Source organism: Asanoa ishikariensis, from assembly GCF_900107455.1.
GTDB lineage: Bacteria > Actinomycetota > Actinomycetes > Mycobacteriales > Micromonosporaceae > Asanoa > Asanoa ishikariensis.
On the sequence record NZ_FNQB01000003.1, the window covers coordinates 1,764,890 to 1,786,329 of the forward strand.

Genomic DNA, 21,440 nt, shown 5'->3' on the forward strand with positions numbered 1-21,440 from the left:
CCGTCGTGCCGCAGATAGTGCAGTTCACCTCTCCCCGTCACGTGGAGGTCGTCGACCAGCCCCACGTGGAGCTGCGGCCGGGGCAGGTACGGGTCCGCACCAGCTACTCCGGGATCTCGGCAGGCACCGAGCTCACCGCGTACCGGGGCACGAACCCCTACCTCAACCGCGACTGGGACCCGGACCTGCGACTGTTCGTCGAGGGGTCGAGCGGGCTCAACTACCCGGTGGCGGGCCTCGGCTACTCCGAGGTCGGCGAGGTGGTCGAAGTGTTGGCGGACGAGCCGCAGGACGGCGACCCGATCCCCGGCCAGCAGGTCTGGGGCATCTGGGGGCACCGCGGCGAGGCCGTACTCCCGATCGAGAAGGTTCGCGGCTGCGTCGTGCCGCCCGGCCTGGACCCGGTCGCAGCCACTTTCGCGCGGGTCGGCGCGGTCGCGCTCAACGGCGTGCTGGCCGCCGACATCCACCTCTCCGAAGTGGTCGTGATCTTCGGCCAGGGCGTGCTCGGGCTGCTCGCCACCCGGCTGGCCCAACTCTCCGGCGCCACCGTGGTCGCGGTCGACACGCTGCCGGCCCGGCTGGAGAAGGCCAAGGAATACGGTGCGACGCACGTCGTCGACGCCGCCGCGACCGACGTGGGGATCGCCCTGCGCGGGCTGACCGACGGGCGCGGCGCCGACGTGGCGATCGAGATCAGCGGGCACTACCCGGCCCTGCACGACGCGATCCGCGCGGTCGCGGTCGACGGGCGGGTCGTGGCCTCCGGGTTCTACCAGGGCGACGGCGCCGGGCTGCGGCTCGGCGACGAGTTCCATCACAACCGGGTCCGGATCGTCTCCTCCCAGATCGGGGGCGTGCCGCCGGAGCTCGCCGGGCGCTGGAACCAGGCCCGCCTCAACCAGGCGTTCCTGAACCTCGCCCAGCAGGGCGCGGTCGACCCCGTCGGCCTCGTCACACACGTCATCGCGGTGGAAGAGGCGGCGGAGGCGTTCGCCATGCTCGACCACCGTCCGCAGGAAGCACTCCAGGTGGTGTTGAAGTTCTCATGATCAAGATCTCCTGCCAGGAGCAACTGCTCCCCGGCGAGAGCCTCCAGGCGAAGTGGGACTTCGCCGCCCGTGCCGGCTACGACGGGATCGAGCTGCGGGCCAAGGGCGACTTCGCGTTCCGCGACCGGCTGCCCGAGCTGCGCCAGGCCGCCCGCGACGGCGTGCCGATGCCCTCGGTCTGCGTCGACATGCTGCACTTCATCGGCGCGTTCGACGCCGACCTGCGCCGCGACGCCATCGCCCAGCTCCGCTCGCAGCTCTCCGTGCTCGCGGAGGTCGGTGGCACGGTGGCCTGCACGCCCGCCTCCTACGGGATGTTCTCCCGGCGGCTGCCCCCGTTCGAGCCGCCCCGCTCCCCCGAGGCCGACCGGGCGGTGCTGCTCGCGGCGCTCACCGAGCTCGGCGCGCACGCCGAGTCGGTCGGGGTGACGCTGGTGCTGGAGCCGCTCAACCGCTACGAGGACCACATGGTCAACCGCCTCGACGAGGCGGTCTCGCTGGTCGACGAGGTCGGTCTGCGCTCCGTGCGGGTGCTGGCCGACACGTACCACATGAACATCGAGGAGGACGAGCCCACCAGCGCGCTGGTCAAGGCCGCCGACCACCTCGCGCACGTCCAGGTCAGCGACTCCAACCGCTTTCAACCCGGCGCCGGGCACATCGACTGGGGTGCGCTGCTCGGCACGCTGGACGCGGTCGGCTACGAGGGGCATCTGGCCGTCGAGTGCCGGCTGCGCGGCGAGCCCGCGGCGGCGGTCGCGGCGATCCCGGGCTTCCTGCGGAGGTGGTCGTGACCCTCGCCCCCGCAATAGCCGCCCTAGCGCCGTCCGCGTCGCTCGACCGGGCGGCGCGGCGGGTGCTGGCGGCGAACTGGCGGCGCGGCGCGACCGTGCCCGCCGGCGGCCTCTACCCGCACCAGTGGAGCTGGGACTCCGCCTTCATCGCGCTCGGGCTGCGGCACTTCTCGCCGGTGCGGGCGCAGCGCGAGCTCGAGTCGTTGTTCGGCGCGCAGTGGGCCGACGGCCGCGTGCCACACATCGTCTTCGACCCGCTGGTGCCGGCCGACGCGTACTTCCCCGGTCCCGCGTTCTGGCGGTCCACCGACCGCTCCGGCACGCCCGGCGTGCCGACCTCCGGGATCGTGCAGCCGCCCGCGCACGCCCTGGCCACGTGGGAGACGTACCAGGCCGCACCGGCCGTGGCGCGTTCCCGCCGGTTCCTGGAGCGGCTCTACCCCCGGCTGGTCGCCTGGCACGACTGGCTGCTGACCGCGCGCGACCTGCGCGGGCGCGGCCTGATGTCGGTGGTGCACCCGTGGGAGTCCGGGATGGACAACAGCCCCGCCTGGGACCTCCCGCTCTCCCGGGTCGTGCCGCTGCCGCCGACCGAGCTGGCCAGGCGCGACCTCGCGCACGCCGCGGCCACCGAGCGGCCCACGGACGCCGATTACGGGCGCTACATCCGGCTGGCCCGCGACTACCGCGACTCGCGTTACGAGGCGACGCCCGGGTTCGCGGTCGAGGATCCGCTGTGCAACGGGCTGCTCGCCGCCGGCGAGTACGCGCTGGCCTCGATCGCCACCGAGATCGGGCAGGACCCGAACCGCCACCTGGTACGCGCCCAGCAGGTCACCGACGCCATGATGACCGAGCTGTGGGACGTGAGCGCCGGCACCTTCTTCGCGTACGACGTGCTCGGCGACGCGGTGCTGCGGTCGTACTCGATCTCGGGCCTGCTGCCCTTGATCGTGCCGGACCTGCCGGTGGCGACGGACCTGGTCAAGACCGCGCTCGGCGACCGCTTCCGGCTGGCCGACGCGTGCCCGCTGCCCAGCTACGACCTCACCGCCGAGGACCACGAGCCCGGCCGGTACTGGCGCGGCCCGGGATGGATCAACACGAGCTGGCTCTTCTGGCACGGCCTGCGCCTGCACGGTGAGACCGGCCTCGCCGACGACCTGCGCGACCGGTTGCTGGCCCGGGTGCGGGCGTGCGGCTTCCGCGAATACGTCGACCCGCTCACCGGCGCCGGCCACGGCACGGACGACTTCAGTTGGACTGCGGCACTGACCCTGGATCTGATCCGCACCGGCCCGCGCCGGTGACTCGTTGACTCCGATATGCGGACCCTGGTATCCGGCGTCACCTGCCTGTTGACGGACGCCGGCGGCAATGTCACCGACACCGGCGGCTTCTTCGTCGCGGACACCCGGCACCTGTCCCGTTGGGTGCTGACCGTGCACGGCCGAGCCCTGCGCTCCCTGGCCGAGTCGGCCGGCGAGGTGGTGCTGGCGCCGCCGACCGCACGCAACGAGAACCCGCCGTTCGTGCTGCGCCGGGTCCAGCGGCTCGGATCCGGCTCGCTGATCGAGGAGCTGACCCTGACCAGCTTCGTGGGGTCGCCGCAGACGGTACGCGTCGCGCTGTCCGCCGAGGCCGACTTCGCCGACCAGTTCGAGTTGCGCTCGTCGCGCCTGTTCGACAAGTCGGACGCGATCCGCGAGGTGTCGACGGACGAGGCATCGCTCTTGTTCGGGTACGCGCGGCGAGGCTTTCGCCGGCAGACTCGCGTCACCGCGTCACCGCCGGCCCGGCTCTCCGCCGACGGTGCCCAGTGGACGGTCACCGTGCCGGCCCACGGCACCGTGACCCTACGCGCGGCGGTGACCGCGGGCGACACCGTGCCCGTGCTGGCGCCCGAGCCGTTCGCCGCGACGGCGCCGGCGGACGACCTCGCCCGGTGCGTCGCACGCGGCCTGGCCGACCTGGACAGCCTGCGCGTGCCGGCCGCCGACCTGCCGCCGATCGCCGGCGTCGACCTGCCGGCCGGTGCCGTGGTGCCGGCCGCCGGCGCGCCCTGGTTCCTCACCCTGTTCGGCCGGGACAGCCTGCTGACCTCGCTGTTCGCCCTGCCGTACCGGCCTGAGCTGGCCGAGGGGACGCTGCGGCTGCTGGCGGCGACCCAGGGCCGGATGACCGACCCCGACCGGGTCGAGGAACCCGGCAAGATCCTGCACGAGCTGCGCCAGGGCGAGCTCGCCACGCTCGGCGAGGTCCCGTACGGCCGCTACTTCGGCACGGTAGACGCGACGCCGCTGTTCCTCGTGCTGCTCGCCGAGCACCACACGGTCACCGGCGACACGATCGTGGCCAAGGACCTGGAACCGGCCGCCCGGGCCGCGGTCGCGTGGATGCTCGACGACGGCGGCATCCAGGCCACCGGCTACCTGCGCTACCGGACCGACGGGCCGGGCCTGGTGCACCACTGCTGGAAGGACTCCGCCGACTCGATGGTCTTCGCCGACGGCAAGGTCGCGGCGGGGCCGATCGCGGTCAGCGAGGCACAGGGGTACGCGTACCGCGCGATGCGCGGCACCGCGGAGCTCGCCCGGACCGCTTGGGGCGACCCGACCTGGGCCGCGGAGCTCGACCGCCGCGCCGACCGCCTGCGGGCGATGTTCTCCGCCGACTTCCGGCTGCCGAACGCCTTCGTGGCGCTGGCCCTGGACGGCGCGGACCGGCAGGTCGACGCGCTGGCATCGAACGCCGGCCACGTGCTGTGGTCCGGCATCCTCGACGACTCCTGGGCCGACCTGGTCGCCCAGCGGCTCGCCGAGGAGGACTTCTTCTCGGGCTGGGGCATCCGCACGCTGGCCGAGGGCCAGCCGCCGTACCACCCGCTCTCGTACCACCGGGGCGGCGTCTGGCCGCACGACACCGCGCTCGCGGTCGCCGGGCTGGCCCGGGTCGGGCACACCGCCGCGGCCGCCCGGATCGCCCAGGGCCTGGTCGCGGCCGCCTCGTACGCGGGCGGGCGGCTGCCCGAGGTGCTGACCGGCCTGCCCCGGCGCGCCGGTCAGGCGCCGGTCCCGTACCCGCACTCCTGCTCACCGCAGGCCTGGGCCGCGGCGGCACCGCTGCTGTTGAAGACGGCGCTCAGCTAGCGACTCCGGCGGCCACCCAGATGGTCAGCACGGCCAGGAACTCGCCGCGCTCGCCGGCCGCGGCGAGCTCGGCGAACCAGGTGTCCCGCAGGTCGTCGGGGATCATGCCGGCCTCCGGCGGCACCGCCGGGTCGAACAGCGGCACCACCACGCCGGCCGAGACGGGATCCGGGAAGTAGCACGCCACCGGGGTGGCCGTCACGTCGCGCAGACCGGCCTGGACCAGTCGGCGGCGCAGGGTGCGGCCCATGTCGTCGTGGTGGTTCGGGTCGGCGCCGAGCAGGCGCTCGCGCAGGGACACGGTCAGGTCGTTCCGGATGCCGTCGACGGCCAGGGACTCCCAGTCGGTGTCGATCAGGCAGACCCGCCCGCCGGGCCGGGTGACCCGGGCCAGCTCGCGCACCGCGGCGTCCGGATCGACGACGTGCTGGAGCACGCGCTCGGAGCGGACGCCGTCGAAGGTGTCGGCCTGGAACTCGAGGTGGGTGATGTCGCCCTGGACGAACCGGATCGGCAGGTCCGGCGGCGTCAGGGCCCGTGCGCCCGCCAGAGTCCGGAGCGACGCGTCCATCGCCACGACCTCGCCGTCCCGGCCGACCGCGGCGGCCAGATCGCGGGCGACCTCCCCGGCGCCCGCGCCCGCGTCGAGCAACCGCTGGCCCGGTGCGGGACGCAGCGCCTCCCGCGCGACCGCGCGTACCCGCTGGATCTCCGGATGCTCGGCCATCGCCCGCAACACACCGAAGATCAGGTCAAAGACGGGCTCGGGCAACGCGTCGATGTCGCGGAACGCCCCGGCGTCGGACTGACCGTCGTTCGTCATGGTCTCCAACCTAGCTAGTACGCCGAGCGCGAAACGGCGGCGCACCGCGCTGTGGCGGGCCTAGAGTCAGCGGCGTGAGCGATCCGCCGCTGCGTGAGGTGTTCGGCCGGCTGCTGCGCCGGGTGCGGCTGCGGCAGGGCCGCACGCTGGCCGAGGTGGCGGACCGCGCCCGGGTCTCGGCGCAATATCTCTCCGAGGTCGAGCGCGGCCGCAAGGAGCCGTCGTCAGAGGTCCTCGCGGCCGTCTGCACCGCGCTCGGCGTCGACCTGCCCGACCTGTTGGCCGCGGCGGGCCGCGACCTCCTCGCCGCCCGGCCCGTGGCACCCGTGCTGCGGCTGGCCGACGCCCGCGCGGCCCGTCCCCCGTCGTCCATGGGCCGCGCCGGCGAGGTGCGGCTGCTCGTCGCCGCATAGGCCTAGCTCACCCGGGCCAGGGGGGCGCCCTTGCGGCTGGCGACCACGTGGTCGGCGAGGCCGTACGCCACCGCCTCGTCCGCCGACAGCGTCAGGTTGCGGTCGATGTCGGCGCGGAGCTTCGCGGTGCCGTGTCCGCTGACCTCGGCGAGGATCTCCTCCATCTCCGCGCGTACGCGGCCCACCTCCTTGGCCTGGACGGCGAGGTCCGGCAGCGTGCCGCGAGCCTGGCTGGACGGCTGGTGCAGGGTCACCTTCGCGTGTCGCAGCACCGCGCGCTTGCCCGGCGTGCCGGCGGCCAGCAGCACGGCCGCGGCCGAGGACGCCTGGCCGAGGCAGAACGTGGCGATGTTCGGCCGTACGAACCGCATCGTGTCGTAGATGGCGGTCAGCGCGCTGAACGAGCCGCCGGGCGAGTTGATGTAGAGGCCGATCTCCATCTCGCTGTTGGCCGACTCCAGATGCAGGAGCTGGGCCATCACCACGTTGGCGACGCCGTCGTCGATCTCGGTGCCGAGGAAGATGATCCGCTCGGCCAACAGCCGCGAGTAGATGTCGAAGGCGCGTTCACCGCTCGAGGTGCGCTCGATCACCGTCGGGATCGTGTACTGGGTCATGGTCACAGCCCCACCGGCTGGCGGGTGACCGCCGGGCGCACGTCGTCGACCCGCTCCACCACGCGGTCGACCATCCCGTAGGCGAGGGCCTCCTCCGCGCTGAACCACCGGTCGCGCCCGCTGTCCCGGTCGACGACCTCGACCGGCTGCCCGGTGTGCCGGGCGATGAGCTCGACCAGCGTGCGCCCGACGCGCTCGAGCTGGCCGGCGTAGATCTCGATGTCGGCCGCCGTGCCACCAAAGCCGGCGCTGCCCTGGTGCATCAGCACCTGGGCGTGCGGCAGGGCGAACCGCTTGCCGGCCGTGCCCGCGCAGAGCAGGAACTGCGCCATGCTGCCGGCCAGCCCCATCGCGACGGTCCGCACGTCGTTGGGGATCACCCGCATCGTGTCGTAGATGGCCAGCCCGGCGCTGACCGATCCGCCCGGCGAGTTGATGTAGAGGCTGATGTCCGACTGCGGGTCCTCGGCCGACAGCAGCAGCAACTGGGCGCACAACCGGTTCGCGATCGGGTCGTCCACCTCCGCGCCGAGCACGATGATCCGTTGGTGCAACAGCCGGGTCGCCAACTGGTCGTCGAGCGACATCCCGCCCGTCAAGCTCTGCATGGGTCTCTCCTCGCCTCGCGTGCTCTGTGAGCCCACGATGCGGATGCCTTCCGCCAGCGGGCCAGGCCACGCTGCTGGCAGCAGCGAGGTTCAGCGGTCAGCGAACGTCTTGACGTCCGGCGACGCGTGGAGTGCAATATATTGCATGCCGATCCCCCAGAGCGCCGGCGAGCTGGCCGTCCGGGAGGCGCTGCCCACCTGTCCGCCGCCGAGCTCGACGCGATGCGGGCGGCCAACGCGCGCTTCGCGGCGGCGCTGCGGGCCGACGACGTCGACGCGGCGATCGCTGGCCGACGACGACTTCCACGGTGTCGCGGTCACCGCCTGCGCCAACGCGGCGGTGCGCAGCGTGCTGGACCAGTTCACGCCCGCGCTGCGCCGCCTCGAGCGGCTGCGGTTCGCGTCGCTGAGCGGCCGCGGCTCGGTCGCCCAGCACGAGCGGATCATCGCGCTCCGCACGGCCGGCGACGTCGAGGGCGCGGTCGCCGCCACGCGAGCCAACTGGCAGACCCTGGCCCCCCTGCTGCAAGGAGACTGACCGTGCCCCTCGACGACTTCGAGCGCTACCCCCTGCTGTTCGGCCCGAGCCCCGTCCACCCGCTCGACCGGTTGAGCGCCCACCTCGGCGGCGCCCGCGTCTGGGCCAAGCGCGAAGACTGCAACAGCGGCCTGGCGTACGGCGGCAACAAGACCCGCAAGCTCGAATACCTGCTCGCCGACGCGGTGGCCACCGGGGCCGACACGCTCGTCAGCATCGGCGGCATCCAGTCCAACCACACCCGTCAGGTGGCGGCAGTGGCCGCCCGCGCCGGGCTCAAGGCCGTGCTGGTGCAGGAGAGCTGGGTCGACTGGCCGGACCCAGTCAACGACAAGGTCGGCAACATCCTGCTCTCGCGCATCCTCGGCGCCGACGTGCGCCTGGTCGAGGAGGGTTTCGGCATCGGCTTCAAGGAGAGCTGGCAGCAGGCCCTCGACGACGTCCGGGCCGCGGGCGGCGTGCCCTACGCGATCCCGGCCGGCGCGTCCGACCACCGGCTGGGCGGCCTCGGCTTCGCCAACTGGGCCTACGAGGTCGAACGCCAGGAGCGGGAGCTGGGGGTCTTCTTCGACACGATCGTCGTCTGCAGCGTCACCGGCAGCACCCAGGCCGGGATGATCGCTGGCTTCGCCGGCCAGGACCGGCCACGGCGGGTGCTCGGCATCGACGCGTCCGCGAAGATCGACGAGACCCGCGCCCAGGTGGAGAAGATCGCCCGCAACACGGCAGAGCTGATCGGCCTCGGCCGGGACCTGCGCGCCGACGAGATCACGGTGCTGGCGGGCTGGGCCGGCGACCTCTACGGCATCCCGGTCGCGTCCACCGTGGACGCGATCCGGCTCACCGCCCAGCTCGAGGGCATGATCATCGACCCGGTCTACGAGGGCAAGTCGATGGCGGCACTGATCGACCTGGTCCGCGACGGCGAGATCCCCGCGGACTCGAACGTGCTCTACGCCCATCTGGGCGGCCAGCCGGCCCTCAACGCGTACAGCTCGGTCTTCTCCTGATCGTCGGATTGCCGCGCGAAGGGTTGACCTGCCCTAACCAGGCGACGTAGCAAGACCACGTGGGTACGACGGGCATCCGGCTCATCGGACCGTTCGCCGTGGTGCGCGGCGAACGGGTGCTGCCCGACGCCCAGGTGGGCAGCCGCAAGGCCCGCACGCTGCTGGCACTGCTCGCCGCGGAGCGCCGGATCGTCACGGTCGACCGGATCGTCGCCGTGCTGTGGCCGGGCCGGTCGCCGCAACGGCCCGCCGACAACGTCGCCACGCTGGTCAGCCGCGTCCGCTCCGCGCTCGGCCAGGACCTGGTCGAGGGCGGGCGGGGCGGCTACCGGCTGGCGGACGAGGTCACGGTCGACCTGCACGAGGCGGCCCGGCTGGTGTCCGACGCACACGGGGTCCTGGCTGCCGATCCCGCCGCCGCGCTCGAGGCCGCCGCCCGCGCCGAAGCGGTGCTGTCGGCTGCTCCCGCGCTCACCGCGGAACCCGCCGCCGACTGGGCCGCCGCCGTGCGCGGCGACCAGGCCGGCCACCTCCGCCGCGCCCGGCAGACGGTCGCGGCGGCGGCGCTGGCCGCCGGGCTGCCGGCCCGCGCCCGGGACGCGGCCGACGCGGCACTGCTCGCCGACCCGTTCGACGAGGACGCCGCCCGCGCCCTCATCCGCGCGCACGACGCGCTCGGCGAGCCGGCCCGGGCCCTCGCGGTCTACGAACGACTCCGCGCGGTCCTCGCCGACGAGCTCGGCGTCGACCCCTCCCCCGCGACCCGTGACCTGCACGTGGCGGTGCTGCGCGGCACCTCGGTCGGCTCCACGCAGCCGGCGCGGGGGCGCCTGGCCGGCCGCGAGCGCGAGACCGGCGAACTGCTCGCCGCCTGGCAGGACGCCATCGGCGGCCGGCCGGGAGTGGTCCTGCTGACCGGGGAGCCCGGCATCGGCAAGACCCGCCTCGCCCAGGAGCTGGCCCGGCTGGCCCGAGCGACGCCCGGCACCGTGGTCACGGTCCGCTGCTACGCGGCCGAGCGGTCGCTGTTCCTGCAACCGGTGGTCGAGGCGATCGGCGAGCTGGTCACGGCGACACCACCGGAAGGGGTACGCGCCGCGGCCGCCGGTCGGGCCCCAGCGCTGGCCGCCCTCGTCCCGGCCGCGGCGGCCGTCCTCGGCGCCCCGCCGGCCGAGCGCGGCAGCCCCGAGGCGGAGCGCAGGGCCGCCTACGACGCGGTGACGACCTTCCTGCTCCGGCTCTCCCAGCCGCGCCCGGTGCTGCTCGTCGTCGACGACCTCCAGCACGCCGGCGCGGCGACGGTCGAGCTGCTGCACTACGTGGCCCGGCACGCCGGCACCGCCCGGCTGCTCGTCGTCGCCACCGTGCGGGCGGCCGAGGGCCGGCAGGCGGTCACGACCCTCGACGGCGTCGCCGTGACCGTGCCGCTCGGCCCCCTCGACGAGCCCGCCATCGCCGCGCTGGCCCGGGCGGTCGGGCAGCAGGCCCACGTGGCCGAGATCGCCCGCCGTACCCGCGGTCACACCCTGTTCGTCGTGGAGACCCTGCGGGCGCTCGCGGCCGGCGACACCGGCGTCCCCGAGTCGCTGCGGGCCAGCGTGCTGGCCCGGGTGCGGGCCGCCGGCGCGGGTGCCGAGGAGCTGTTGCGGGCCGCCGCGGTGCTCGGCCCGTCGTTCGCGCCGGCCGCCGTCGCCGGCCTGCTGGGCGTCGGGGCGGCGGAGGCGACACTGCGCTGCGAGCGCCTGCTGGAGACCCGGCTGACCCGGGTGGCCGGCCGGGCCTACGAGTTCGCCAACGACCTCGTCCAGGAGGTGGTCTACGACTCGACGCCGCCACCGACCCGGCTCGCCCACCACCTGCGCGCCGCGGACCTGCTCGCCGACAACCCGGAGGCGGTCGCCCGGCACGCCCAGGCGGCGGGCGACGACCGGCGCGCGGGCCGGGCCTGGCTGGCCGCCGGGCAACGCGCGGCCCGCCGCTACGCGGCCGCCGACGCCGAGGCGCTGTTCGACAACGCGATCGAGGCGGCGGGGCGGTGCGCCGACCTCGAACTGCGGACCAGCGCGCTGCTGCTGCGCGCCCGGGTGCGGGACACGATGTTCCGGTACGACGACGCCCTCGCCGACGCCGCCGTCGCGCTCGGGCTCAGCCGCGAGACCGGCGACCGCCGGGCCGAGATGGCCGCGCTGCGCGAGCTCGGCGGGCCGGCCTGGGCCGGCGTCGGACGGCCGGTCGAGGAGGGCATCGGGCACATGCGGGCAGCGCTCGCGTTGGCCGAGCAGCTCGGCGACCGGGGCGCCGAGGCGGAGCTGCTCGGCTGGCTGGCCGTGCTGAGCAGCAACCAGCTCCGGTTCGTCGAGGCACTCGCCTACGGACGGCGGGCGCGGGAGGTGGCGCCCGGCGGCCCGGCGCTCGCGGCGGCCTACGACGGATTGAAGACGGCGTACGCCTATCTCGGCGAGGTGTCCGAGCTGTCCGCGCTGCTGGCCGAGCTCGAACCGCTGGTGCACGGCGACCTCAAACTCCTGCAGTGGTGCCGGTTCGAGTCGGCCTTCCCGCACCTGGCGGCGGGCCGGTGGGCGGCTGCGGCCGACCGGGTCAGCGAGGCCATGGCGATCAACGAGCGCAGCGGCTACCGGAGCTACGCGCCCTGGTACCTGGCCCACCTCGGCTGGATCGCCCGCCTGGACGGCCGCCGCGCCGACGCGCTCGAGCTCGGCCGGCGAGCGTCCACGATGGAGTCGCACGCCTGGTTCTCCGCCGCGGTCGACGCGTTGCACGGCACCACGCTGGTCGAGTACGGCGACCGGGCAGCGGCGATCCCGGTGCTGGAGCGCGGCCTCGCGGTCACCGCGTCACACCGCACCGCCGCGTACCGCCTGCGCTGCCTCGCGCCCCTGGCCGAGGCGACCGGCGACCCGGCCCTGCTCGACGAGGCCGACGCGCTGCTCCGCTCGGTGGTCGCGCCACCGCACGCGGCGTGGCTCTACGGCGCCGACGCGTACACCTCGGTCGCCCGGGCCTGGCTGGCCCGCGACGAGCCGGCCCGGGCCGCGGCCGTGCTCGACCCGCTGCTGGCCGCCGGCGAGCGGACCGGCTGGCGCGCGCCGTTGGCCGCCGCCCGGGCCGCCGCGGCGTCGGCGCACGCCCGCCTTCAGAACAGCTCGGCCAGCAACGCCGCGGCCCGCTGCGCGCCGTCGGTCTCCACCGGCCGGTAGGCGACCCGCCGGCCGATGTTCTCCGCGACCAACGCGGCCAGGTGGTCCGGGTCGGTCTGTCCATAGTCGACATGGGTGCCCGCGCCGTACGCGGCGAGCCGGTGCCGCACGTGCCGGTTCTGCTCGAAGTGGTTGCGCAGCGGGACGTAGAGGAACGGGCGGCGGTGCGCGGTGAGGGTCATCGTCGTGGTCAGCCCGCCATGGGTGATCGCCAGGTCGCAGGCGGCCAGCAACCGGTGCAGCCCGTGCACGTAGCCGTGCACCTCCAGCCCCTCGCGCGCCGGAATGCGGGCCGGGTCCAGCCGGGGGCCGGCCACCACGACGAGGCGCAGGCCCGGCACCGCCCGCCGCGCCGCCGGGAACGCGTCGACCACCTTGCGCAGCAGGTCGCCGCCCACGCCGGAGCCGCCGACGGTGGCCACGCAGACCGGCTCGTCCGGCGCCCAGCCCAGCTCAGCCCGCAACCGGGCGCGCTCCTCGTCGTCGACAGCGGCGAAGTCCGTGACGTACCCGCTGAACGTGAAATGCTCCGTGGTCCAGTCCCGGACGCTGGGCAGCCCCGGCCCCAGCGGGTCGTCGACCAGGTCGGCCGGGTTGCCCACGAACACGGCCCGGTCGCGCAGCCGGGGGAAGCGGGCGATCTGCTCGACCATCTCGGCGTTGTAGTCGCCGGTGAGGTCGGCCTCGTCGGGGTCCATCGGCAGCCAGCCGACGAAGTCGGTCAGCCACGCGTACGCGGTGCGCTTGAGCTCGGGGTTCTCGTGGAGGAAGTAGTCGAGCTCCCAGGCCTCGTCGCCGACCCAGAGGTCGTAGGGCTCGCGCTCGGCCAGGTCGGCGAACACCATGAAGTTGGCGACCAGGATCTCGTCCATCCGCCGGATGGCCTGGAACGCGTGCAGGTCGTGCTCGCCGGCCTCGCTCTCGATGTGCGCGGACTCGGTGACCAGGTGCCGGGACGCCGGGTGCACGCGCTCGCCGCGCCGTTGGAGCACCTCGGTGACCGGGTGCTGGGCGAGCCAGTCGACCTGGACGCCCGGTCGCTCGCGGCGCAGAGCGTCGACGATCGCGGCGTCCCGCTCGACGTGGCCGAGGCCGATCGGCGACGACAGGTAGAGCACGCGGCGGGGGCGGTTCAGCGGCCGTTGCCAGCGCACCGGCCGCGCCGGGGTCCGGGTGACGTCGCGGACGAAGTCGCGCAGCAGCCGGTTGACCACCACCGGCTCGCGGGTGTGCGGCATGTGGTCGACGCCGTCGAGCACCACGTCGCGGGCCCGGCTGTAGTGCGCCGCGCGGGCCATCTCGTCCGGGGTGCGGCAGTGGTCGTCGGAGCCCCGGATGACCAGCACCGGCCGGTCGATCCCGCGCAGCAGCGCCTCGGCCTCGTCCCGGTCGCGGACGCACCTTTGGCTGCGCTCGGCCGCGATCAGCGACTCCGGCGTGGTCTGCAGCGACCACCCGACGGCGTCCTCGATCTGCTTGGTCGAGTGCGGCTCGCTGATCACCGTGCGGAAGAAGAACTCGGCGAAACCGCGGAGGTTCTGTTGCCAGAAGTGGCGGTTGAACATCTGCCAGCCGTCGTACGAGTCGCGCAGCCGCTCGAAATGCGCGACCTGGCGGTGCGGCGGCACCTCGTCGAGGAACGGCGCGACGGGGGCGATGGCCACGGCGCCGAGCACCCGGTCGGGATGACGGGCGGCGCCGACCAGCGACCACCAACCGCCCCGGCTCAACCCGACCAGCACTACCCGGTCGGCCTCGACCGCGTCCAGCACGGCGATCAGGTAGCCCAGGTGCGCGTCGTCGCTGTACGCGGCCGGGTCGGTCGGACGGTCCGAGCGCCCGTTGCCCGGCGGGTCGATCGTGATCACGCGGAACTCGCGGGACAGGTACGGCACCTGTGCCTTCCAGTGCCGCGAGTCGACGATCGACCAGGCCGGCAGCAGCACGACCGTCGGTGCCTCCGGGTCGCCCGGGTCGAACACCTCGTACCCGATCCGGACGCCGTCGCGTTTGACGTACCCCTCGATGTCTGGTTCCCGTGCCCGCATGACCGCTCCCTTCCCCGGCGTCAGCCTGCCCGGCGCCATTGCAATGTGGTTGCAAGCGCCCTGCAACGTCCGTGCGGAGCCTTTTACGGGACGAGTTCTTGACTTCCGTAGGGGGAAAGATCATGGCAATCGACAACGACCGGTTGATGGAGTTCCTGGGCCGGTTCGTCGGTGATCTGGGCGCGACGATGGCGGCGGGCAACGTGGTGGTCGGCGAGCGGCTGGGGCTCTACCGCGCCCTCGCCGCGGCGCCGCGCACGCCGGCCGACCTGGCCGAGGCGACCGGCACCAACACGCGGTACGTCGACGAGTGGCTGCGTGGCCAGGCGGCCGGCGGCTACGTGCAGTACGACGCGGACACCGGCTCCTACTCGCTCACCGAGGAGCAGGCGTTCGCGCTCACCGACCCGGAGGGCCCGGTCTTCGTGCCCGGCGCGTTCCAGCTCGCCCTGGGTGCGCTGCGCGCCGAACCCCGGATCACCGCAGCGGTACGCAGCGGCGACGGCGTCGGCTGGCACGAGCACGACGCCGAGGTGTTCGAAGGGTGCGAGCGGTTCTTCCGGCCCGGTTACCTGGCCAACCTGACCGCCGCGTGGCTGCCCGCGCTGGACGGTGTCGAGGACAAGCTGCGCGCGGGTGCCAGCGTCGCCGACATCGGCTGCGGGCACGGCGCGTCGACCGTCCTGATGGCCAAGGCGTTCCCGGCGTCGCGGTTCTCCGGCTCGGACTACCACGACCAGTCGATCATGCAGGCGCACAAGCGGGCGGCGGACGCCGGTGTGGCCGAGCGGGTCTCGTTCGAGGCCGCGACCGCGCAGACCTTCAGCGGCGGCCCGTACGACCTGGTCACGACGTTCGACGCGATCCACGACATGGGTGACCCGCTGGGCGCGGCCCGGCACGTTCGGGAGTCGCTGGCCACCGACGGCACGTGGATGATCGTCGAGCCGATCGCCGGTGACACGGTCTCGGAGAACCTCAACCCGGTCGGCCGGGTGTACTACGGGTTCTCCACGTTCCTGTGCGTGCCCAACGCGCTCTCGCAGGAGGGCGGCTACGCCCTGGGCGCCCAGGCCGGCGAGGCGGCCATCCGCCGGATCGCCACCGAGGCCGGCTTCACGCGCTTCCGCCGGGTCTCCGAGACCCCGTTCAACCTGGTGTACGAGGCCCGGCCCTAAGAATTTCCGTCCGGCTGTCGATTCCGGCATCGTGGGGTTCGTCGGTGCGGTGAGGGGGCCGCACCGCGACCCCACGTACGGAAGGCCTCTCCATGGCGAAGTACATGCTGTTGATCTTCGGCGACCCGGCCCAGTGGGACGCGATGACGCCGGACGAGTGGAAGGCGCACGACGCCGCGCACGCCGCCTTTCACGACGCCGCCGGTGCGCGCGTCGTCAGTGCCGCGCAACTGGAGTCGCCGCCGGTGGCGACGACCCTGCGGGCCGGCTCCGACGGCGGGCTGGTGCTGACCGACGGGCCGTTCCTCGAGACCAAGGAGGGGCTGGGCGGGTTCTACCTCGTCGATGCCGACGACCTCGACGAGGTCACCAAGCTGGCGGCTCTGCTGCCCGAGGTGCGGGCCGCGCACAGCGCGGTGGAGATCCGTCCGGTGGTCGACCACGGATGAGCGAGGCGATCGACGCGGCGGTGGCGCTGGCCCACCGCCGCGAGTGGGCGCAGCTACTGGCCGTGCTGGCCCGGACGACCGGGGACCTGGCGCTGGCCGAGGAGTGCGTCCAGGAGGCGTTCGCCTCGGCGCTGGAGGTGTGGCCGGTGGAAGGCGTCCCGGCCCGGCCCGGTGCCTGGCTCACGCGGGTCGCCCGCAACCGCGCTCTTGACGAGCTGCGCCGGCGGGCGGCGTTCCGGCGGCGCCTGCCGTTGCTGGTCACCGACGGCGCTGTCCCGTCGCCGGAGGACGGGTTGGACGACGACCGGCTCCGGCTGATCTTCACATGTTGCCACCCCGCGCTGTCCCAGGAGGCGCAGGCGGCCTTGACGCTGCGGCTGGTCTGCGGGCTGTCGACGGGCGAGGTCGCCCGGGCGTTCCTGGTGTCCGAGCCGACGATGGCGGCGCGGCTGACCCGGGCCAAGAAGAAGATCGCGACCGCCCGGATCCCTTATCGGACGCCGCCGCCGGAGTCCTTGGGTGAGCGGGTCTCGGTGGTGCTCGAGGTCGTGCAGCTCATCTTCAGCACCGGGCACACGGCGCCGGCGGGGCCGGGGCTGGTGCGGCACGACCTGCTCGACCGGGCGCTGGACCTGGGCCGGCTGCTGCACCTGCTGATGCCCACCTCGGCGGACGTCTCGGCCCAGCTCGCGCTGATGCTGTTGACCTCCGCACGGGCCTCGGCGCGGGTGTCTCCTGACGGGCGGCTGCTGTTGCTGTCCGAACAGGACCGTTCACTGTGGAACGCTGGGCAGATCGAGCAGGGCGAGGCGTTGTTGGTCGAGGCGCTGCGGCGTGGGCCGCCTGGCCGCTATGCGCTCCAGGCGGCGATCGCCGCTTCCCACGCTTCCGCTCCTGGCTGGGAGGCGACCGACTGGCATGAGATCGTCGCCCTCTACGAGCGGCTCTTCGTCCTGTGGCCCTCGCCGGTGGTCGCGCTGAACCGGGCCGTGGCGCTCGGGATGCGGGACGGGCCGTCGGCGGGGTTGGACGCGCTCGCCCCGCTGTTGAGCGAGCCGGCGCTGGCCACGTATCCCTATCTCAGCGCCGCGCGGGCCGACTTCCTGCGGCAGCTCGGGCGGGTTTCGGCGGCGGCCTCGGCGTACGAGGAGGCCCTGGTCCTGACGTCCAACGACGTCGAGCGCCGGTTCCTCCTCGAACGCCTCGGCTCGCTCTAGGCGGTCTGCACCAACGGATTCGTCGGGTGGAACAGGCCGTCCGGGTTGTGGAACCAGAGCCAGACGTGCATGGTGACCAGCTTCGGGTGCCAGAATCCGAACGCCTCGCCACCGTTGGTCCTGGCGCAGTCGGCTTCCGCGTCCGCCGGCACGAAGGTGCCGTCCTGGTAGTGGCAGGCGGCGGCGAACTCGCCATAGGTCGCGCCTGGTAGCGGTGGCCCGGTCGGCTGCTCGGGCCAGACCCATTCCAGGGCGCCGAGCTCCCACCGGTTGTCGTTCTTGACGTAGACGAGGATCGCCGGTGCGGTGAGGTCGAAGGCCGGCGCCTTGGGGTTCAGGTAGTGGTAGCCCATGCCGGGCATCATCGGGGTGATGATCTGGTAGCCGGCCTGCTGCGCGAACGGCAGGTCGGAGACGTACTTCGCCGTCGCCGCTCTTGCCTTCGCGAGGGCGGCGGCCAGCTCGGGCGTGGTTTGTTGGCTCTGGGTCTGGCTTTGGGTCTTTGTGGCGTGGGCCGGCATGCTCGCGGGCTGCTCTTGCGCGTCCTTCTCCCCGCAGGCCGCCGTCGCGCCGCCAACCAGGAGCAGTGTGACGGCCGCCGCCAACAGGCGGGCCTTCATGAGTAGAAGTAAGGGTCGAGGACCCGGACTTCGCTGATCCGGTCGACCGGCAGCGCGTTGCGACCGGCGGTGCGGCGGACGGCTTCGGGGTCCGGAGCGTCGTACACGCAGAAGGTCTTGGTCTTGTCACTGGTCACGTAGGAGTGGAGCCAGGTGACGCCCTCCTCGGCGTTGCGGTCAACGACGCCCAGGCAGGTGGCCGCGCCCGCCTCGTCGACGGGGATGTGCAGTCCGCCGTCGAAGGTCCGCTCCACGATGTATCTCGGCATCTCGTTTCCTCCCGGTGGTGGTTTCTCATCACCGTAGGAATCGGGCGGGCTCCGGAAATCCGAACAACTACCCAGGTTGCGGGTACGGGTCTGCCTAGGTTGCGATGCCTCGGCGGGACGCTTCCGAGATGGCCTGGGTGCGGCTGCTGACGCCGAGCTTGCGCAGGATCGCCGAGACGTGGTGGTGAACGGTCTTCTCCGAGAGGAACAACCGGGCGGCGATCTCGGCGTTGGAGTCACCTTGGCGGACCAGCGTCAGCACCTCGCCTTCGCGCCGGGTCAACCGGCCGGGGTTGCTGGCGGTGTCGGGGCGAGGGCCGCGGGGCAGGTTGCGTACGCCCAGCTCGCGGAGCCGCCTTGTGGCGATGGCCGCGGCGGGGCGGGCGCCGAGGCGCTGGAACCCGTCTAGTGCCCTGCGTAGGTCTTCCTCGCTCGCGGAGTCGGTCAACGTCAGGGCTTCGTCGTAAGGGCAACCGGTCGGGTCCCACGCGGGCGGCTCGCTCGCGCGGTCGACGCCGGCGAGTCGGCGCAATCGGGTGAGCTCTGCGACGACCGGTCCGGCGTGGCGGTCCGCGGCTTGTTCTCGGACGTCACGGGTCGCCGCGTCCACGGCGTCGTTGCGGCCTTCGAGCCACAGCGCCTCGGCGTGGGCGAGGGCGACCGGGGCGCGGTACTGGAGCTCCTGCTGTCCCTTTAGGAGCGTTCGTGCCTCCTCGATCGGCGCCCACTGGTCGGGGTCGCCGCGCCGGGCACGGATCGTACCGATGGTGGTCAGGGCAAGGATCCGCAGCAATGGCACGGACTCCGCGGACCGCAACACGAAGCCGGCGTCGTCGGCCGCGGCGTCCCAGCGTCCCTGGTCGAGATGGAACCGCGCCCGGTACGCCTGCACATACAGTCGCCAGCCCTCCAGACCGAGCTCGTCGCACAGCTCGATGCCGCGATCGAGCCAACCCGCCAGGTCGTACGCCCGGGTGCGGGTCATCGCCCATCCCACGTGGATGAACGCCCGGCCGACGTGCTCCTCGAAGCCGGGCCGGTCCGCCAACGCGAGGCTGCGTTCGAGCTTGTCGAGCCCCGTCCGCTCACCCGCGAGCAGCTCGATGGTGCCGATGTTGTTGAGCGCGTGGACGATCACGCCGGTGTCGTCGAGGGCCTCGGCGAGGTCGATCGCCCGTCGCGCCCAGGCGACGGTCTCGTCCCTTCGCTCGTCGTTGAGCGAGAGCTGAGACAGGTTGCTGTACGCGAGAGCCAGCTCCCGACCGGGCGGCAGGCCTTCGAGGATGCGCACGGCCTCGTCGCCCCGCCGGGTGGCCTCCTCGGTGCGCGCGCCACACCAGAGCCGGCGAGTGAGCAACGACAGCGCGGCGGCCTCCCCGCGCCGGTCCCCCGCTTGTCTTCGCACCGCTATGGCGTGTTCCAGTGCGGTGATCGACTCGTCGGTCTGGTCGGTGAGGTAGCACTCCTGCGACTGGCGCTCGAGCAGGTCGGCCCTGGTCTCGGGCGGCAGCCCGTTCCCGAACCGCAACGCCCGCGCGTAGTGCGCGGCGGCCTCCCGATGCGCCCCGATGGCGGCGGCCTGCTCGGCGGCCCTGGGCGCGAACCGCTGAACGGCCTCGGCGTCACCGGCGGCCTCGGCGTGGTGGGCGAGCCGGGTCGCGTCGCCGGCCGGGATGGTGGCGAGGGCGGTGCGGTGCAGGGCTCTCCTTCGGTGGGGGCTGAGCGACTCCTCGATCGTCCGGCGGGCAAGCTCGTGCCGGAACCGGACGCCGCCTCCCGGCGCTACCTCGATGATGCCGGCGGCGAGGGCCCGCTCGACTCCGCGGGCCGCGGTCTCGTCGACCAGGGCGTCCAGGAGGTGAAGCTCGCACTGCGGCACGGCGATCGACACCGCCTCGACGACGCTGGTCGCGGCCTCGTCGAGGCGGGCGGCCCGGGCCAGCACCGCGTCCCTTATGGTCGCCGGGATGTCGTCGCCGCGGGCGGCGAGCACTTCGGTGACGAAGAACGGATTGCCCGCGGTGGCGCGGTGCAGCTCGTGCGGGTCCAGACCGTAGGGCCGAGCGAGCCCGGCGACGGCGTCCGCCGAGAGCGGCTCGGCGGTCAGCCTTCTGACGGAGCCGCGGACCTCTCCCAGCAGCCGTCGGAGTGGGTGTGTCCTGCCGAGCTCGTCGTCGCGGTAGGTGGCGATGACGAGCATGGGCAGCGCCCCGATTCTGCGGCCGAGCAGGCTCAGCACGTCGAGGGTGGCCTCGTCGGCCCAGTGCAGATCCTCGAGCACCATGATGCCCTTGGCCTGCCGAGCGATCTCCGCCGCGACCTGGTGCGGCTTCGCCCCGGCGGCGATCAGCTCGTGCAGCGCGCCGCCGCTGTCCTGCGCGATGTCCGTGAACGGGCCCAGCGGGCGAGGCGTGAACAGGGGGTCGCACGCGCCCCAGAGGACCGGCCCCTGGTGGCGGCAGAACTCCCTGACCAAGGCGGTCTTCCCGCCACCCGCCTCGCCGCCGAGCAGCACGAGGACGCCGCCGTTGCCCGCGGTCACGGCATCGAGCGCGGCAGCCAGCGCGGCAAGCTGCGGCGCGCGCTCGACCAGGCCCGACGCTTCCACACCCGCACACTGACAGAGCCCGGCGCGGTGCACTGTCAGGTTTGCGTCGGGCGGCGGCTGGTGTTCAGGCAGGCTCCGGGTCCTGGTAGTACCAGAAGCGGGCACGGCGAAGCTCGTCCCCGACCCGGATCGCCAGGCGCCGGCCCTCGGCGGCCAGGGCGTCGTACTCGGCGTCACTGATCGGGCGGCTGTCGTGGGGGTCGGCGATGTTGACCATCGAGTCGGACCATTTCTGCCAGGCCTCGAGCCGCCCGACGAGGCTGGGCGACAGGCCGAGCTCCGCCGGATCGTGCGGTTCGTACAGGCCGCCGTACTTGTCAGGGCCCCAGACCCAGGTGGGGTAACAGCCCCAGTCGTCCATGATCTTGATCAGCATCGTTCACCTCCCGCGCCGGCCCAGGACCCAGTGCAGTGCGACGAGTGGCACTATGCCGGCCGGGTACCAGAACAGATCGACCAGGTCGAACCGCGCCCCGAGCGCTAGGCGGGCCAACAGGCTCCGGTCGGACAGCTCGGCCGGGATGCCGGTGAGCTGGAAAAGCTCGGTGGCCCAGCACCAGGCCCAGGCGACGGCGCCGGCCACGAACGGCGAACAGCGCGGCCGAAGAAACAGCACACCCACATAGACCATCGACGCGTACAGCACGGTGCCGGAGATCTGCTCGACGGCGCCCGTGCTGTCGACCTGACCCGCCCGAATCATCAACGCGACGGCCAGGAAGCCGGCTGCCGCGATGAGCATCAGCAACCGAAAGCGCGGACGATCGATCAGCACGCCGGGATCCTAAGCTGATCATGCAATGCCCTCGGCGCCGCGCGGACGCGGCAG

General features: G+C 73.4%; 20 protein-coding genes. 11 read left to right on the top strand and 9 right to left on the bottom strand.

From position 1 onward, the window contains the following. Positions 1-5: 5 nt before the first annotated feature. From BLV39_RS32120 to BLV39_RS32135, 4 genes are read left to right on the top strand one after another with little or no spacing between them, the layout of a single operon-like run. Positions 6-1,052 (top strand): zinc-dependent alcohol dehydrogenase, encoded by a 1,047-nt coding sequence (locus BLV39_RS32120; protein WP_176985174.1) that lies wholly within the window; start codon positions 6-8, stop codon positions 1,050-1,052. Continuing rightward, positions 1,049-1,846 carry a sugar phosphate isomerase/epimerase family protein gene (locus BLV39_RS32125; RefSeq protein WP_090800370.1) on the top strand — a complete coding sequence of 266 codons (798 nt, stop codon included), beginning with the start codon at positions 1,049-1,051 and terminating at the stop codon, positions 1,844-1,846. The genes BLV39_RS32120 and BLV39_RS32125 overlap by 4 nt, the downstream gene beginning before the upstream one ends. Further along, on the top strand, positions 1,843-3,156 hold the full coding sequence (locus BLV39_RS32130; RefSeq protein WP_090800900.1) for an MGH1-like glycoside hydrolase domain-containing protein: 1,314 nt from the start codon (positions 1,843-1,845) through the stop codon (positions 3,154-3,156). Before BLV39_RS32125 ends, BLV39_RS32130 begins: the two co-directional genes overlap by 4 nt. Positions 3,157-3,171: 15 nt before the next feature. Further along, entirely contained in the window at positions 3,172-4,995 is a 1,824-nt protein-coding gene (locus BLV39_RS32135; RefSeq protein ID WP_090800371.1) for an amylo-alpha-1,6-glucosidase, read from the top strand. Here the strand turns inward: BLV39_RS32135 and BLV39_RS32140 are convergent. Continuing rightward, positions 4,988-5,818, bottom strand: a complete 831-nt coding sequence (locus BLV39_RS32140; protein WP_090800372.1) for a methyltransferase domain-containing protein — start codon at positions 5,816-5,818, stop codon at positions 4,988-4,990. The genes BLV39_RS32135 and BLV39_RS32140 overlap by 8 nt on opposite strands. A 74-nt stretch (positions 5,819-5,892) precedes the next feature. Here BLV39_RS32140 and BLV39_RS45175 point away from each other — a divergent pair, with 74 nt between their 5' ends. Beyond that, entirely contained in the window at positions 5,893-6,231 is a 339-nt protein-coding gene (locus BLV39_RS45175) for a helix-turn-helix domain-containing protein (RefSeq protein WP_090800373.1), read from the top strand. 2 nt (positions 6,232-6,233) lie between these two features. On the opposite strand, the gene BLV39_RS32150 is transcribed toward BLV39_RS45175, so the two are convergent. Together BLV39_RS32150 and BLV39_RS32155 are read right to left on the bottom strand one after the other, a co-directional pair. Further along, complete coding sequence (locus BLV39_RS32150; RefSeq protein ID WP_090800901.1) at positions 6,234-6,848, bottom strand: ClpP family protease; 615 nt, start codon at positions 6,846-6,848, stop codon at positions 6,234-6,236. Positions 6,849-6,850: 2 nt separating this feature from the next. Further along, positions 6,851-7,456, bottom strand: coding sequence for a ClpP family protease (locus BLV39_RS32155; RefSeq protein ID WP_090800374.1), 606 nt, complete (start codon positions 7,454-7,456; stop codon positions 6,851-6,853). Between the two features lie 145 nt (positions 7,457-7,601). Between BLV39_RS32155 and BLV39_RS32160 the strand changes: the two genes are divergently transcribed. From BLV39_RS32160 to BLV39_RS32170, 3 genes are read left to right on the top strand one after another with little or no spacing between them, the layout of a single operon-like run. Continuing rightward, positions 7,602-7,994, top strand: coding sequence for an FCD domain-containing protein (locus BLV39_RS32160; protein WP_204082882.1), 393 nt, complete (start codon positions 7,602-7,604; stop codon positions 7,992-7,994). 2 nt (positions 7,995-7,996) lie between these two features. Continuing rightward, on the top strand, positions 7,997-9,004 hold the full coding sequence (locus BLV39_RS32165) for a 1-aminocyclopropane-1-carboxylate deaminase (RefSeq protein WP_090800375.1): 1,008 nt from the start codon (positions 7,997-7,999) through the stop codon (positions 9,002-9,004). A gap of 59 nt (positions 9,005-9,063) precedes the next feature. Next, positions 9,064-12,222, top strand: coding sequence for an ATP-binding protein (locus tag BLV39_RS32170; protein ID WP_090800376.1), 3,159 nt, complete (start codon positions 9,064-9,066; stop codon positions 12,220-12,222). Here BLV39_RS32170 and BLV39_RS32175 read toward each other — a convergent pair. Continuing rightward, positions 12,159-14,270, bottom strand: coding sequence for an alpha/beta hydrolase (locus BLV39_RS32175; RefSeq protein ID WP_090800377.1), 2,112 nt, complete (start codon positions 14,268-14,270; stop codon positions 12,159-12,161). The two genes, BLV39_RS32170 and BLV39_RS32175, sit on opposite strands and share 64 nt — an antisense overlap. Positions 14,271-14,392: 122 nt before the next feature. Here BLV39_RS32175 and BLV39_RS32180 point away from each other — a divergent pair, with 122 nt between their 5' ends. The 3 genes from BLV39_RS32180 to BLV39_RS32190 all read left to right on the top strand — a co-directional run bounded on the left by BLV39_RS32180 (position 14,393) and on the right by BLV39_RS32190 (position 17,114). After that, positions 14,393-15,448: a class I SAM-dependent methyltransferase gene (locus tag BLV39_RS32180; protein ID WP_176985176.1), complete on the top strand. Its 1,056-nt coding sequence runs from the start codon at positions 14,393-14,395 to the stop codon at positions 15,446-15,448. A 92-nt stretch (positions 15,449-15,540) separates the two neighbouring features. Then, complete coding sequence (locus tag BLV39_RS32185; protein ID WP_090800378.1) at positions 15,541-15,897, top strand: YciI family protein; 357 nt, start codon at positions 15,541-15,543, stop codon at positions 15,895-15,897. Further along, positions 15,894-17,114: an RNA polymerase sigma factor gene (locus tag BLV39_RS32190; protein WP_090800379.1), complete on the top strand. Its 1,221-nt coding sequence runs from the start codon at positions 15,894-15,896 to the stop codon at positions 17,112-17,114. The genes BLV39_RS32185 and BLV39_RS32190 overlap by 4 nt, the downstream gene beginning before the upstream one ends. Here the strand turns inward: BLV39_RS32190 and BLV39_RS32195 are convergent. From BLV39_RS32195 to BLV39_RS32215, 5 genes are all read right to left on the bottom strand, one after another. Further along, the gene (locus tag BLV39_RS32195) at positions 17,111-17,734 is read right to left on the bottom strand and encodes a hypothetical protein (RefSeq protein ID WP_090800380.1); all 624 of its coding nucleotides are present in this window, start codon (positions 17,732-17,734) and stop codon (positions 17,111-17,113) included. The two genes, BLV39_RS32190 and BLV39_RS32195, sit on opposite strands and share 4 nt — an antisense overlap. After that, a complete protein-coding gene (locus tag BLV39_RS32200; RefSeq protein ID WP_090800381.1) occupies positions 17,731-18,003 on the bottom strand; it encodes a DUF4242 domain-containing protein in 273 nt (90 codons plus the stop codon). The genes BLV39_RS32195 and BLV39_RS32200 overlap by 4 nt, the downstream gene beginning before the upstream one ends. Positions 18,004-18,097: 94 nt before the next feature. Next, positions 18,098-20,611, bottom strand: a complete 2,514-nt coding sequence (locus BLV39_RS44880; protein WP_090800382.1) for an ATP-binding protein — start codon at positions 20,609-20,611, stop codon at positions 18,098-18,100. Between the two features lie 64 nt (positions 20,612-20,675). Beyond that, positions 20,676-20,987 carry a hypothetical protein gene (locus tag BLV39_RS32210; RefSeq protein WP_090800383.1) on the bottom strand — a complete coding sequence of 104 codons (312 nt, stop codon included), beginning with the start codon at positions 20,985-20,987 and terminating at the stop codon, positions 20,676-20,678. 3 nt (positions 20,988-20,990) lie between these two features. Next, a complete protein-coding gene (locus tag BLV39_RS32215; protein WP_239083881.1) occupies positions 20,991-21,386 on the bottom strand; it encodes a ribosomal maturation YjgA family protein in 396 nt (131 codons plus the stop codon). Positions 21,387-21,440 lie beyond the last annotated feature (54 nt).